This is a genomic window from Paenarthrobacter sp. NPDC092416 (assembly GCF_044755025.1).
Classification (GTDB): domain Bacteria; phylum Actinomycetota; class Actinomycetes; order Actinomycetales; family Micrococcaceae; genus Arthrobacter.
Window position 1 is genome coordinate 180661 of the sequence record NZ_JBIVQG010000003.1, and the last position, 13963, is coordinate 194623.

Annotated in this window: 11 protein-coding genes; 8 read left to right on the forward strand and 3 right to left on the reverse strand. The window is 63.7% G+C overall.

What is annotated here, in order from left to right; all coding sequences use genetic code 11:
• Positions 1–17 precede the first annotated feature (17 nt).
• Positions 18–1052 (reverse strand): AAA family ATPase, encoded by a 1035-nt coding sequence (locus ACIQC5_RS08585; RefSeq protein WP_400280898.1) that lies wholly within the window; start codon positions 1050–1052, stop codon positions 18–20.
• A 140-nt stretch (positions 1053–1192) separates the two neighbouring features.
• On the opposite strand from ACIQC5_RS08585, the gene ACIQC5_RS08590 reads away from it, so the two are divergent.
• The 3 genes from ACIQC5_RS08590 (at position 1193) to ACIQC5_RS08600 (ending at position 6332) form a co-directional block, all read left to right on the forward strand.
• Positions 1193–2704: an aldehyde dehydrogenase family protein gene (locus ACIQC5_RS08590; RefSeq protein ID WP_400280483.1), complete on the forward strand. Its 1512-nt coding sequence runs from the start codon at positions 1193–1195 to the stop codon at positions 2702–2704.
• The gene (locus ACIQC5_RS08595; RefSeq protein WP_400280485.1) at positions 2705–4357 is read left to right on the forward strand and encodes a GMC family oxidoreductase; all 1653 of its coding nucleotides are present in this window, start codon (positions 2705–2707) and stop codon (positions 4355–4357) included.
• A 391-nt stretch (positions 4358–4748) separates the two neighbouring features.
• A complete protein-coding gene (locus ACIQC5_RS08600; protein WP_400280487.1) occupies positions 4749–6332 on the forward strand; it encodes an APC family permease in 1584 nt (527 codons plus the stop codon).
• Positions 6333–6389: 57 nt separating this feature from the next.
• Here ACIQC5_RS08600 and ACIQC5_RS08605 read toward each other — a convergent pair whose 3' ends face one another.
• Positions 6390–7610, reverse strand: coding sequence for an acyl-CoA dehydrogenase family protein (locus tag ACIQC5_RS08605; protein WP_400280489.1), 1221 nt, complete (start codon positions 7608–7610; stop codon positions 6390–6392).
• A gap of 115 nt (positions 7611–7725) precedes the next feature.
• Here ACIQC5_RS08605 and ACIQC5_RS08610 point away from each other — a divergent pair, with 115 nt between their 5' ends.
• From ACIQC5_RS08610 to ACIQC5_RS08620, 3 genes are all read left to right on the forward strand, one after another.
• Positions 7726–9444, forward strand: a complete 1719-nt coding sequence (locus tag ACIQC5_RS08610; protein ID WP_400280491.1) for an AMP-binding protein — start codon at positions 7726–7728, stop codon at positions 9442–9444.
• Positions 9445–9468: 24 nt separating this feature from the next.
• Positions 9469–9975 carry a MarR family winged helix-turn-helix transcriptional regulator gene (locus ACIQC5_RS08615; RefSeq protein WP_400280493.1) on the forward strand — a complete coding sequence of 169 codons (507 nt, stop codon included), beginning with the start codon at positions 9469–9471 and terminating at the stop codon, positions 9973–9975.
• Positions 9976–10181: 206 nt separating this feature from the next.
• Entirely contained in the window at positions 10182–10982 is an 801-nt protein-coding gene (locus ACIQC5_RS08620; RefSeq protein WP_400280495.1) for a hypothetical protein, read from the forward strand.
• 302 nt (positions 10983–11284) lie between these two features.
• Here ACIQC5_RS08620 and ACIQC5_RS08625 read toward each other — a convergent pair whose 3' ends face one another.
• Entirely contained in the window at positions 11285–12556 is a 1272-nt protein-coding gene (locus ACIQC5_RS08625) for an FG-GAP repeat domain-containing protein (protein ID WP_400280497.1), read from the reverse strand.
• Positions 12557–12745: 189 nt separating this feature from the next.
• Here ACIQC5_RS08625 and ACIQC5_RS08630 point away from each other — a divergent pair, with 189 nt between their 5' ends.
• Together ACIQC5_RS08630 and ACIQC5_RS08635 are read left to right on the forward strand one after the other, a co-directional pair.
• On the forward strand, positions 12746–13411 hold the full coding sequence (locus tag ACIQC5_RS08630) for a TenA family protein (RefSeq protein ID WP_400280499.1): 666 nt from the start codon (positions 12746–12748) through the stop codon (positions 13409–13411).
• 83 nt (positions 13412–13494) lie between these two features.
• Positions 13495–13953 (forward strand): carboxymuconolactone decarboxylase family protein, encoded by a 459-nt coding sequence (locus ACIQC5_RS08635; protein ID WP_400280501.1) that lies wholly within the window; start codon positions 13495–13497, stop codon positions 13951–13953.
• Positions 13954–13963: the final 10 nt, after the last annotated feature.

Genomic DNA, 13963 nt, shown 5'->3' on the forward strand with positions numbered 1-13963 from the left:
AGCCACCGCAGATCCGGTCAGACCAGCCAGCGCCACCAGGGTGACCGCTCCGGTTCCGGCGCCGGTTCCGGTTCCGGCTCCTCGCCCAAAGCCAGCGCGGCCTCGACGATGTCGCCTCCGGTGAGCGTCATGACCGCCTCACGATCGAGCGCGTCGAGACTTTGTTCCTTGTCGCGCGACAGCCGCAGCGCCTGGCGGTTGAGCGCCTGCTCGAACAGCGTGCGGGCGAAGCGTGCGTTGCCGGAGTCCTCGCTCGCGTGGAGCCCAGTGAAGATGCGGCGCACTATCTGGTCCGCACCGGGCTCCAGCGTGTATTCGTGCTGGGCCAGCATCTGATGGAAGATCGTCTGGAGTGCGTCGACGGAGTAGTCGGGGAACGTGATCTCGCGGGCGAACCGGGACCGCAGTCCGGGGTTCGAGAGCAGGAAGGACTCCATGAGCCGAGGGTATCCGGCCACGATCACCACCAGGCGGTGGCGGTGGTCCTCCATCCGCTTGAGCAGGACCTCGATCGCCTCCGGGCCGAAGTCCATCCGGCCGTCCTCCGGGGCCAGCGCGTAGGCCTCGTCGATGAACAGGACGCCGTCCAGGGCGCGCCGGATCACCCGGTCCGTCTTGATGGCGGTCGCGCCGACGTACTGCCCCACCAAGCCTGAACGGTCCACCTCGACCAAGTGGCCTTTCTGCAGGAGACCCACCGCGCGGTACATCTCTGCCAGGAGCCGCGCCACGGTGGTCTTGCCCGTGCCGGGGTTCCCAAGGAACACCAGATGCTGTGATGTGGCGACCTCCGGCAGGCCGTGCGCCTTACGGCGGGCCTGGACCTGGAGCAGTGCGACGAGCGCCCGCACCTGTTCCTTCACGGTCTCCAGTCCAACCAGCGCGTCGAGCTCTGCCTGCACCTCGGACAGCGGCCGGGCCGGCCCGGGCCTCGCACCCATGAGATCGCCCACCAGGTCATCAACTCGCTCCGAACCGTGCAGCCTGAGCTGATCGGCCAGGTGACCGATGGTTTCGCGCAGGTCGTCGAGCGGGTTGCGGCTGGCAGCCATGTATCCACTGTAGTACTCGATTTCCGACCGGGACGGGGTCATGTGAGTCAGGCTCCGGCACCGGAACACAGCAACCAGGATTGAACATTTGTTCATAATTACCCTTGAACAGATGTTCAAGATGAACTAATCTGCATCGTATGACCCAAGCCACATTCTCCGATTCCGCATCCACTCTCTTCATTAACGGCGCGTGGGAGCCGGCCGCGTCCGGCGCGGTGCGCCAGATCCACAATCCGGCCGACGGCGAACTGGTCGCCACGGTTTCCGAGGCCGGTCGCGAAGATGCCGAGCGCGCCATCTCGGCAGCTCGTGCAGCCTTCGACTCCGGCGTCTGGTCCTCTGTCCCGGCACCCGAGCGCGGTGCGTTCCTGCTGAAGGTCGCCGCGGAACTGCGTGAACGCCGGGAGAAGTTCGCCCGCGCTGAATCGCTGGACACCGGCAAGCGAATCATCGAAAGCCGCATCGACATCGACGACATCGCTGCCTGCTTCGAGTATTTCGGACGGCTCGCCGGGCAGTCCGCAGGCCGCGTAGTCGACGCTGGGGACAACGCCGTCGTGAGCAAAATCGTCTACGAGCCCGTTGGTGTCTGCGGCTTGATCACGCCGTGGAACTACCCGCTGCTGCAGGCAGCGTGGAAGATCGCTCCCGCGCTGGCCGCAGGCTGCACCTTCGTCCTCAAACCCGCCGAGCTGACCCCGTCCACGGCAATCCTTGCCATGCAGTTGCTCAAGGACCTTGGCCTGCCGGACGGCGTCGCCAACCTCCTGACAGGCCCCGGAGCCAAAGCGGGCGCACCCCTTTCGGAGCACCCTGACATCGACCTGGTCTCCTTTACAGGCGGCCTGGAAACCGGCAAGCGTATTGCCGCGGCCGCTGCGGGCACCGTGAAAAAGGTGGCGCTGGAGCTCGGCGGCAAGAACCCCAACGTCGTGTTTGCCGACGCTGACTTCGACGCCGCCGTCGACAATGCGTTGAACGGTGCGTTTGTGCACTCAGGGCAGGTCTGCTCCGCCGGGGCGCGGCTGGTGGTGGAGGAATCCATCGCCGAGCGCTTCGTGGACGAACTGGTCCGCAGGGCACAGGACATCCGCCTCGGCGGCCCCTTCGATGAGTCTGCCGAAACCGGACCGCTGATTTCCGCAGCCCACCGCGAGAAGGTAGATGCCTACGTCCAGCGTGGCGTTGCGGAAGGTGCGCGGTTGCGGTGCGGCGGCGCGGCACCTGAAGGGGAAACGTACGACGCCGGGTTCTACTACCAGCCGACCGTCCTGGACCGCGTCCAACGGGGAATGTCGGTTGTGGTCGATGAAGCCTTCGGCCCGGTGGTGACGGTGGAAACCTTCCGCACGGAAGACGAAGCTGTGGCCACCGCGAACGACACCATCTACGGACTGGCCGGCGCCGTCTGGACCCAGGATGCCGGCAAGGCCCAACGGGTAGCTGGCCGGTTGCGGCACGGCACCGTTTGGATCAACGACTACCACCCCTACCTTCCGCAGGCCGAATGGGGCGGCTTCGGCCAGTCCGGCGTTGGCCGCGAGCTGGGCCCCACTGGACTGGGTGAATACCAGGAAGCCAAGCACATCTACCAGAACACCAACCCACAGGTGACCGGCTGGTTCGCTGACCACAGCAAGGAGAAATAGATGCACGTTGACAACATTGAGAACCTCGGCGAGCGCGGGTTCGACTACATCGTCATTGGCGGAGGATCTGCCGGGGCCGCTGTGGCCGCCCGCCTGAGCGAGGACCCTGCCGTCACAGTAGCGCTGGTTGAAGCCGGACCGGATGACCGCGGCCTGCCGGAGATCCTGCAGCTGGACCGCTGGATGGAACTGCTGGAGTCAGGGTACGACTGGGATTACCCGATCGAGCCGCAGGAAAACGGCAACTCGTTTATGCGCCACTCGCGTGCCAAGGTCATGGGCGGCTGCTCCAGCCACAACTCCTGCATCGCCTTCTGGGCCCCGCGCGAAGACCTGGACGAGTGGGAGTCCAAGTACGGCGCCACCGGATGGAACGCTGCCACCGCCTGGCCGCTCTACCAGCGGCTGGAAACCAACGAGGACGCAGGCCCGGACGCACCCCACCATGGCGGCTCGGGACCGGTGCACCTGATGAATGTGCCCGCGGCGGATCCCGCCGGCGTAGCGCTCCTTGATGCCTGCGAGCAGACCGGCATTCCCCGCGCAAAGTTCAATGACGGCACCACCGTGGTCAACGGCGCCAACTTTTTCCAGATCAATCGCCGCTCGGACGGGACGCGCTCGTCCAGCTCGGTGTCCTACATCCACCCCATCGTGGATCGCGACAACTTCACGCTGCTGACCGGCCTGCGGGCCCGCCAACTGGTGTTCGACGCAGACAAGCGCTGCACCGGCGTCGACGTCGTGGACTCGGCCTTCGGCCGGACACACAGGCTGAACGCGCATCGCGAGGTCATTCTGTCCACCGGCGCCATCGATTCGCCCAAGCTCCTCATGCTCTCCGGGATCGGCCCCGCGGCGCACCTCGAGCAGCACGGCATCGACGTCCTGGTGGATTCCCCCGGCGTTGGCGAGCACCTGCAGGACCATCCGGAAGGCGTGGTGCAGTTCGAGGCCAAGCAGCCGATGGTGCAATCCTCTACCCAGTGGTGGGAGATCGGCATCTTCACCCCCACCGAAGAGGGTTTGGACCGCCCGGACCTGATGATGCATTACGGCTCCGTGCCCTTCGACATGAACACCCTGCGGTACGGCTACCCCACCACGGAGAACGGCTTCAGCCTCACGCCGAACGTCACCCACGCCCGTTCCCGCGGGACCGTTCGGTTGCGTAGCAGGGACTTCCGCGACAAGCCCATGGTCGACCCCCGCTACTTCACTGATCCGGAGGGGCACGACATGCGCGTCATGGTCGCCGGTATCCGCAAGGCCCGGGAAATCGCCGCGCAGCCGGCCATGGCTGAATGGACCGGCAGGGAGCTCTCCCCTGGCATCGAGGCGCAGACCGACGAGGAACTGCAGGATTACATCCGCAAAACGCACAACACCGTCTACCACCCCGTCGGCACAGTCCGCATGGGACCGGTGGGCGACGAGATGTCACCACTGGATCCCGAGCTACGGGTCAAGGGCGTGACCGGACTACGTGTGGCCGACGCCTCCGTCATGCCTGAACACGTCACCGTGAACCCCAACATCACCGTGATGATGATTGGTGAGCGCTGTGCCGATCTCATTAAGGCGGACCCCATCCGGGCCAGCCGGACGGATGACACGACGGCGGAGGTGGACTTTAGCTTGTCCCTTGCCTGAGCAGGGGGCAGCAGCCGTTGATCGAAAACACCGGTGAAGGGTGCCAGCACCCCACCGGCGTTTTCCGCGCCCTCGCGCGGGCAACCGGACGTGGGAATCAACCAGCGATGAATGCGCACGCATTATTCTTGAACATTTGTTCATTCGCAAGCCTTGAACACCTGTTCAATCTGAACTAACCTGCTTCTTATGACCCACGCCACACCTAAACGGTTACGGCTTGGCGGGCATGGTCTGGACTTCGACTACATCGAGGCGCCAGCCAACCACGCAACAACAATGGGGGAAACAGCCGGAGGCACACAGCGGTGCCCGGCCTTTTGATTTCGACTGCGTCCAATGGCGGCCGCAGGTCATCACCATTCGTGCATGTCTGAGTTAGGAGTTCCGAATGTTAGAACCCAGCAAAACAGGACCCAGCAAGAGCGATACAAGCGGCATGGATGAGTTTGGCTACGCCCAAACCCTCGACCGCAGCATCGGTAAGTTTGCCAGCTTCGCCGCAGGCGTCAGCTACATCTCCATCCTCACCGGCGTTTTCCAACTTTTCTACTTTGGCTTTTCCACGGCTGGACCCGCCTACGCGTGGTCCTGGCCCATCGTCTTCGTCGGCCAACTCATGGTCGCATTGTGCTTTGCGGAACTGGCGGGCAGATACCCTGTGGCCGGCTCCGTCTACAACTGGGCCAAACGGCTCTCGACCGGAACGTGGGCGTGGCTCGCGGGCTGGCTGCTACTGCTCTCCTCGATCATGGCGTTGGGCTCTGTTGCTTTGGCCCTCCAAATCACCTTGCCGCAAATCTGGTCCGGCTTCCAGTTGGTTGGCGATGGAACAGGTCCCTACGACTTCGCCGTCAATGGGGTCATCCTGGCCAGCATCATGATCGGCATTTCCACACTTATCAACGCTTTCGGCGTGAAACTCATGACCATGATCAACAGCGTCGGAGTGTTCGTGGAACTGGTTGCCGCCGTCCTGCTCATTGCGGCGCTCATATGGCACTCCGTTCGCGGACCGGAAGTCCTCCTGGATACTGCTGGATTCGGCGAAGAACATCCCCTGGGCTTCTTCGGCGTGTTCCTCATTGCCGCCATGGCTTCCGGTTACGTCATGTACGGATTCGATACCGCCAGTTCCTTGGGCGAAGAAACCAAGGATCCCAAGCGCACAGCTCCCAAGGCGATCCTGCGCGCCGTTACCGCATCCTTCCTCCTGGGAGGGCTGCTCCTCCTGGGCGGAATCCTGGCCGCGCCCGATCTATCCGATCCCAAGCTCGGAGCGGCCGACGGTGGACTGCAGTACATCGTCCTTTCAGTGCTGGGCGGCCCCTTCGGCAAAGCCTTCCTGGCCTGCATCGTCGTGGCGGTGGTGGTCTGCACCCTGGCCGTCCATGCGGCAGCGATCCGGATGATGTTTGCCATGGCCAGGGACAACAACCTGCCTTTCAGCCGCCAGCTCAGCAAAGTGCACCCCACCCGGAAAACCCCCACAGTGGCTGCCATCGTTATCGGTGTAGTGGCAGTGATTCCCCTGATCGTCAACATCTCCCAGCCGGCCATCTTCACCATTCTGTCCAGCATCAGCATCGTCCTGATCTACCTCTCCTACCTGCTGGTTACGGTGCCGATGCTCCGGCGCCGGTTCCTCAAGAAATGGCCCCTGAAGGATGACGGATCAGAACCGGGATTCAGCCTCGGCAAATGGGGGCTGCCGGTGAACATCCTGGCAGTACTCTGGGGCGGCGCCATGACGCTAAACCTCGTGTGGCCGCGACAGGAGATCTATAACTCGGTTCCACCGTTCGAGTGGTACCTCCAATGGGGCGGCGTCATCTTTGTTGCCGCTGTAGTCATCGGCGGGGCGCTCCTCTACCGCCTCCGCATCAGGCACCGGACAGGTGTCCTGGCAGAACACGCCGCCGCCACCACGTCCCCAGCCCCCGACCCCGCTCTGGTGGTAGCTCAGGATTCCTAACTCGCGCGAGCATCCCTTCGCCAGCATTCCACTGGCGAAGGGATGCTTGTTGCTGTCTCAGACAAACGCCGACTTACCCGTCACTGCACGGGCAACGATCATTGAGTTGATCTCGTAGCTGCCCTCGTACGTGTACAGGATCTCGGCATCTCCAAAGAGCTTCCCCATCTCGTAGTCCGTGGTGATGCCGTTCCCACCCAGCAGGGACCGGCCCATCGCCACCGAGGAACGGGCCAGCCGCGTAGTGGTTGCTTTGCACATGGCCGCCTGAACCATCTCGAGTTTCCCCGCTTGCTGGATCCGCGCGAGTTCCACCATCAGGGACAGCGAGGCATTGGCGTTGCCCAGGATGTCAGCAAGCTGCTGCTGCACCAGTTGGAAGCGGGCCAGTTCCTTGCCGAACTGCTTGCGCTCCAAGGCATAGGACCGGGCGATGTCGAACGCTGCCAACTGAATTCCCGCAGCCTGCCAGCCCACCCACGCCCGGGAATCACGCAGGAGGTCATTTGCCCGCGAGAACTCGGTAGCGCCCGGCAAGAGGTTGGAAACAGGGATGCGAACCTCATTCAGGACGATGTCCGCGTTCTGCATGATGCGGAGGCCGATCTTGTTGGAGATCTTCGTGGCCGAATACCCGGCCCGGTCCGTCTCCACAATGAAACCTTTAATGTTTCCATCGGCCTCATCGCGCGCCCACACCAAGGCGAAGTCGGCGATCGTCCCGGCTCCGATCCAGCGCTTGGCACCGTTGATGACCCATTCGCCGCCGTCGCGCCGCGCCGTCGTCGAGAGTCCTCCGGCGATGTCCGAGCCGTGGTCCGGTTCGGTCAAGGCGAAGGCGCCGAGCTGGGTAAAGGCCTCAAGGCCAGGCAGCCAGCGCTGCTTCTGTTCCGACGAACCGAGCTCGTGGATCATGCCGACAATGAGCTCGTTGTGGATGCCCACCAACGCCGAGAGTGAGACGTCGGCGCGGGCTATTTCGGTGTACATGAGGCCCTGGAACAGCTTGGACGAGCCGTCCGTCTGCAGTCCGCCCAGGCCGAACGTGGCCATCTCGGCGAGCAAGCCGAACGGGAACTCTTCCCTGTTCCAGTACTCGATGCTGGCGGCGCGAACCCGCGTTTGCAGGAACTCCCGGATCTCCAAATACCGCGATCGCTCTTCCGACGGAAGCAGGTCCACCACGTGCATCAGGTCCGCCTCCGGGTAGGGAGGGAGGACGTCGTCTGGCGCCGCGCCGAGGGTAACGGTAGCGGCAATTGTTTCTTCGTCGAGCATGTGACCCCTTCGTCATGTCCCGCGCAGGCTCTTCCAAACCCTTGGATGTCCTAGTATATTGCAAGGTGATGTGGATCACTAGGCCGGGCAATGAAGCCCCAGCGAAAGGCGGACTATGACAGTCACCGAAGACTTCCGTGCGGCCCGCGACCGGCTGCTCGAACTGCGCGAGGACTACAAGCAGGCGCACAGCGAATTCGAATGGCCGCGTTTTGAGGAGTTCAACTTCGCCCTCGACTGGTTCGACCAGATCGCCGCAGACCAAGACCGAGGCAGCAAGCCCGCGCTCGTCATCGTCGAGCAGGACGGTACGTCCACCAGGCGCACCTACAAGGACCTCTCAGAGCGGTCGTCCCAAGTGGCCAACTGGCTCCGGAGCCAAGGCGTCAAGCGCGGCGACCACATGATCATCATGCTCGGCAACCAGGTTGAGCTCTGGGAACTCATGCTGGCCGGCATCAAGCTGGGCATCGTCATGATCCCCACCACCACACTCATGGGCGCACGCGATCTCCAAGACCGGGTGCAGCGTGGCGGCGCCCGTTGGGTCGCCGTCGGAAGTGCCAACATGGGCAAATTTGCCGAGGTTCCGGGCGACTACACACTGATTGAAATCGGTGCTCAGCGCGTCAACGCGGAGGCAAGACAGTACGCAGATTCATACGACGCCGGCACGGCCTTCGCGCCCGACGCAGCCACCAAAGCGGACGAGACGCTGCTGCTCTACTTCACGTCCGGCACCACCTCGCGCGCCAAGCTCGTGGAGCACACGCACACGTCCTACCCTGTGGGCCACCTCTCCACGATGTACTGGATCGGACTTGAACCAGGTGACGTCCACCTCAATGTCGCTTCGCCGGGTTGGGCCAAACATGCCTGGTCCAACGTCTTCACGCCGTGGATCGCCGAAGCCTGCGTGTTCATTTACAACTACGAACGCTTCGACGCCGCCGCACTCATGGAGCAGATGGGCCGCGAGGGCGTCACGAGCTTCTGCGCTCCGCCTACGGTGTGGCGCATGCTCATCCAGGCCGACCTCACACAGCTCACAGCCCCGCCGCGCAAGGTAGTGTCCGCCGGGGAACCCCTGAATGCTGAGGTCATCGGCCAAGTGGAAGAGGCGTGGGGCGTCACCATCCGCGACGGCTTCGGCCAGACAGAGTCCACGGTCCAGATCGCCAACACGCCCGCCCAGCCCGTGAAGATCGGTTCGATGGGGCGGCCGCTGCCCGGATACGACGTGGTCCTTGTCGATCCCTTGACCGGGAACGAAGCCGACGACGGCGAACTCTGCTTGCGCTTGGACCCCAGGCCTGTGGGACTCATGAAGGGCTACTTCGGCGATGAGGCCAAGACCGCCGAAGCGTTCCGTGACGGCTACTACCACACGGGCGACATGGCAAGCCGGGACGCCCAAGGAGTCATTACTTACGTCGGACGCGACGACGACGTGTTCAAGTCCTCCGACTACCGTTTGTCGCCTTTCGAACTCGAAAGCGTCCTGATCGAACACCCCGCTGTTGCGGAGGCCGCCGTCGTCCCTTCGCCTGATGCGGTGAAGCTGTCAGTGCCCAAAGCGTTCGTGGTGCTGGCCGCCGGATACGAGGCTGGACCCGCTGTTGCCGAGGACATCCTGCGCTACTGCCGGGAGCATCTTGCACCCTTCAAGCGCATCCGCAGGCTCGAATTCGGTGAGCTGCCCAAGACCATTTCAGGCAAGATCAGGCGCGTCGAATTGCGGGGCACTGAGGTAGCCCGGCACGGCGATGGGCCGCTGCCCGCGGGTCTTGGCGTGGAATACACCGAGGAAGAGTTCCCGAATCTGAAAGACTAGCCCCTCACCAACCTAAGGAGGACCATGGGTACCCCTCTCCCCCGCGATCCCATCGCCGATGCCCAACGCAACTGGGAACGGCATGGTTGGGGCGATGTCGCCGCGCCCATGGCAGCCATCACCGCGATCATGCGCACCCAGCAGATCCTGCTCGCGCGCATCGAAACGGTGCTCAAGCCGTTCGGGCTCACCTTCGCCCGCTACGAGCTCCTGGCGCTCCTGAGTTTCGCCCGCAGCGGCGCGCTGCCCATGAACAAGGCCAGCGCGCTCCTGCAGGTCCACCCCACCTCGGTGACCAACGCCGTCGACCGCCTGGAAAAGGCCGCGCTGGTGGCCCGTTCCCCGCACCCCACGGACGGCCGCACCACCCTGATCGAGCTCACCGCAGAGGGCCGCACCCTGGCAAAGAAGGCGACGGCGGCCCTCAACGCTGAGGTTTTCGGCAAGTCGGGCTTCGGGGACGACGACGTCGATCACCTCATCCGCGTCCTGGGCACCTTCCGCAGGGATGCCGGGGATTTCGAGGACTGACCTGTTGGCGGGCGACCCGGTTGGTCGCCTCGTTTCGGATTATCAATCAAAAGTGTCTGTACCCCTATGCGTGGGCGGGCTTATCCTGAAACTCCATTGCCGCAGTGGGGGTGGAGAATTTGGCCAGAGACCCAGGACAACGCCGCAGAGTACTTCTGCGCTCTTTCCTGTTGGCCATGCTGGGGTCCTCTGTAGGGATGCTGTGGTTGGCCGGTCCTACAGCAGCGGTGACAGACGTAGTGCCCGTCGTACCTCCCCTGCCGAGCGGCCCTACGGTCTTGCAGCCTGTACAGGCGCCGGCAGTCACACCCGGAGCAGACGCTGTGGATGCAGTGGCCTCCACCCTTGATCCATTGCCGGAGGTTCCCGCACTGCCCGAGGTTCCCGCACTGCCCGAGGTTCCCGCACTGCCCGAGGTTCCAGCGGCGCCCGCCCTGCCGACGGTGACCGTCCCCGAAGTCCCGCTCGTCGACCACGTTCCCGAAGTACAGGAACTTCCGGTGGTGGACAGCCTCGTGGACCTCTTGCCCGAAGTGCCGGAGTTACCCGGGCTGCCCGCCCCTGTGCTTCCTCCAGCGCCAAGCCCGCTCGACGGCGTTGCCTCACCTGAGGTGTCGTCCTTGCCTGACGCCGCAACCTCGCCCGGAGGCGCCGCGACGCTGCCGCTCGCCGTCGTACTGCAAACCACCCAAGCCGTTGCGCCTCTGCTCGGAGGCAGTCCCCTCCCCCGGCCCTTGCTGCCGTTTGATCCTGCGGGTGTTCCGCCCGCCGCGATGCTCGCCTCCGGCAGCCCAGCTCCCGGCGCACCTCTTCGCACGGCACCGGTGCCGGCACCAAGTACCGCGGGCGGATCAGGAGCCGGCGGCTCAAGCACTTCCGCGCCCGGGGCGTCCGACATCCCGGACGTCCTCGCCCCGCTGCCGCCGCCCCGAGCTGGTCCAGTGACGGACCCGCAGCGAAGCGCAGCACCTCAACCTTCGTTCGATCCAGGGTCCCGACCCGACTGATGCGGTGGCTCCTGCTTTGGCAGGCACCACCACCTGCGCCCACCGACGCAGGCATTCGACATCAGTCAGGAGGCACTCATGCTTCGCAAGATCCAGGTCCCCGTCCGCAAACACGCAAAGGCATCGGCCAGCCGAAAGATCGGCTTTTGGCCCGACTTCGTCGGCAACTGGCCGGAGCCGATGCACGCGGAAAGGAGCCGGATAGTCAGCTGAGGGCGGCACACCGCCTAAGAAATAACGACGCCGGCCGGATAGTCAGCCCGACTGTCCGGCCGGCGTCGTGCTGTCCGAAGGCCGGTTGGCTAGATCAAGGAGCGGAAGATGTCCCAGCCGGTCCCGATGACTTGGTCGGTGGGGACGAAGCCGGAGTACTTGAGCAGGTCTCCGTCCGGGTTGATGGCGATGGTGTCGTTCCTTGTCACCGTGTGCCCCCAATGTATTGCCTCGCCCAAGTTGTGGGTGAAGCTGCCGACGCCGATGATTTCGGACATTACCTCCCAGCCGGGGCCCCAGGTGTTAGCCCCTTCCCAGCCCCCTCGGCCGTCCGCTCTGTAGTGGTGCATGTAGCCGGCGTAATCACGTCCAAGGATGTCCACAGCACCGTCGCCGCTGAGGTCGCCGGAGGCAATGACCTTGTCAAAGACCTGCCACCCGGTGCCCACGACTTCCGGCTGCTTCCAGCCGCCTTCGCCGTCGCCCGGGTAGAGGTGAAGATCCCCCTCGGCGTCGCGGGCAAGGACATCGTTGTCGCCGTCCCCGTTGAAATCACCCGGACCCACGATCGCGTCGAAAATGCTCCAGCCTGTGCCGACAACAGATCTGCCCAGCCAGCCTCCGCGGCCATCGCCCGGGTACAGATACAGATCCCCACGCGAGTCACGGGCAAGGATGTCGTTGTTGCCGTCCCCGTCGAAGTCACCGGGCGAAAACACGATGTCAAAGATGTTCCATCCTGTGCCAACAAGGCTGGGTTCATCCCACTGCGCAGTCTCGTAGCTGGGGCACACCCCGGCGTCGCACGATCCGAGACTGTAGGTGTAGGTCCTTGGATACAAGACGAGTTCCCCTGCATCCGTGCGGCCCAACAGCTCGAAGTTTCCCCGCCCTGTCCACCCCATGGCCCGGTTGGACGCCGCAATGGGCTTTGTCTCTTTGCTGTGCAACAGGGTGTTCTCGTCGCCCCGTAGCGAGTCGCCACACTGCGCCTTCTCCGGAGTCGTGGCGTAGACGTTGAAGGAAAGCCGGTTACCCCGGTCCTCCGGCAGAAGCTTGAGCGGTTCCACCTGGCGTTCCGCTGGAAGTGGTGTGCCGTTACTGAGCCACTCAATGGTGTAACCCTCGGGCGCTGCCTCGGTCCTGTCGCAGCCCGTGAATTCCCCTGGGGCACCCATCCGCAGCTCCGACCCGACGAACGGCATTCCGATCAGGGACACGACTCCGTCCATGTCAATATGGTGGAGCGGCTGAGCCCCTGCAGCCGTCGCCGGGACACCGCCCATGCTCGCCAAACCGATCACAAGAAGCGCAGCAGCAGCACTCCGCTGTGCCGCATGCTTGAAACCGCCACCAGTCATATTCCCCCTCAGAGACCTGCCACAGACCTTCCGCCTGCACGGCACGTTTTCCGCCAAGGCTACATGAGGGCGCAGACCACGTTTCAGGGCGCGCTGTTGCGTGGGAATCGGATCATCTCCAAGCTCGCGAGGACATGGCAATCGACGTCGGCTGCTAGGCTCCGTTTCTGACACTTCAGGAGGAAACACGTGGGCTTTGCCGAAGAACTCAGGAACAACTGTGCTGCCGATTGGGACGCCGCCGTCAGTCATTCGTTCGTGGACCAGCTGCTTGACGGTTCGCTTGCCGATGACAACCTGCGCCGCTACCTCGTGCAGGATTACCAGTTCTGCGATGCCTTCACGGCACTCTTGGGCCAAGCCGTTGCCTCGGCTCCTTCACTTCCTTCGCGGCTCGTGTTCGCGCGGGTTCTGGGGGCCTTTGCATCCGATGAGAACACGTATTTCCAGGACTGCTTTACCGAACTGGACGTCCCGGAGGCTGACCGGACCGCGCCTGTGCTTGGCCCGGTAACCCGCGACTTCGACGCCCTGATGCGCAACGCTCTTGCCACGCGTGAGTACCCCGATGTCTTGGCGGTGCTCCTGGTTGCCGAATGGCTTTACGGGGACTGGGCAGCGCGTGCCGGCGATGCCTCAACATGGCCCGCGCATTCGAAGCACTCCGAGTGGATCCGACTGCACAACAATCCCGAGTACAACGCGTGGGTGACCTGGTTGCGTGACGAGTTTGACGCCGTCGAGCCTGTCTCGGCGGAAGCGCGGACGCGCGTCGCCGGCACCTTCGCCGAAGCGGTTCGGCTGGAGCGCGCGTTCTTCGACGCCGCGCTGATCCCCGCGGAGGTCCAGGCTTAGGGCGCAAAACAGGCGCCCGTGTCACACTTTGCGCGCCCGCTCCGACATCCCTCACGTAAGAACCAATCGTGAAGGGACCCAAAATGACACGCATCAACATCGGCCACACCAACAAGCTCGGCTATGCGGCCGTGATCGGCCTCGAAGGCTACGCCAGGAAGTCAGTGGATCCGCAGCTGTACGAGCTGATCAAACTCCGTGCCTCGATCCTGAACGGCTGCGGTTTTTGTGTGGACATGCACGCAAGCGACGGCGCAAAGCACGGAATCCCCAGCCGTAAATTGCACGCCGTTGCCGCCTGGCAGCATTCGAAAGTTTTCTTCGACGCCAGGGAACAAGCCGTACTTGCCCTGACGGACGCGGTGACCAACCTTGGTCCGGCAACAGTGACTGACGACATCTGGGAAGCCGCAGCAGCGCACTTCGACGACGGCCAAATGGGGGCGCTCATCCTCGCGATCTCCACGATCAACGTCTGGAACCGGATCGCCATCAGCGTTGGGATGCAGCCGCCGGTCGATGCGAAGAACCCTATCTCCTGAAGGGTATTTT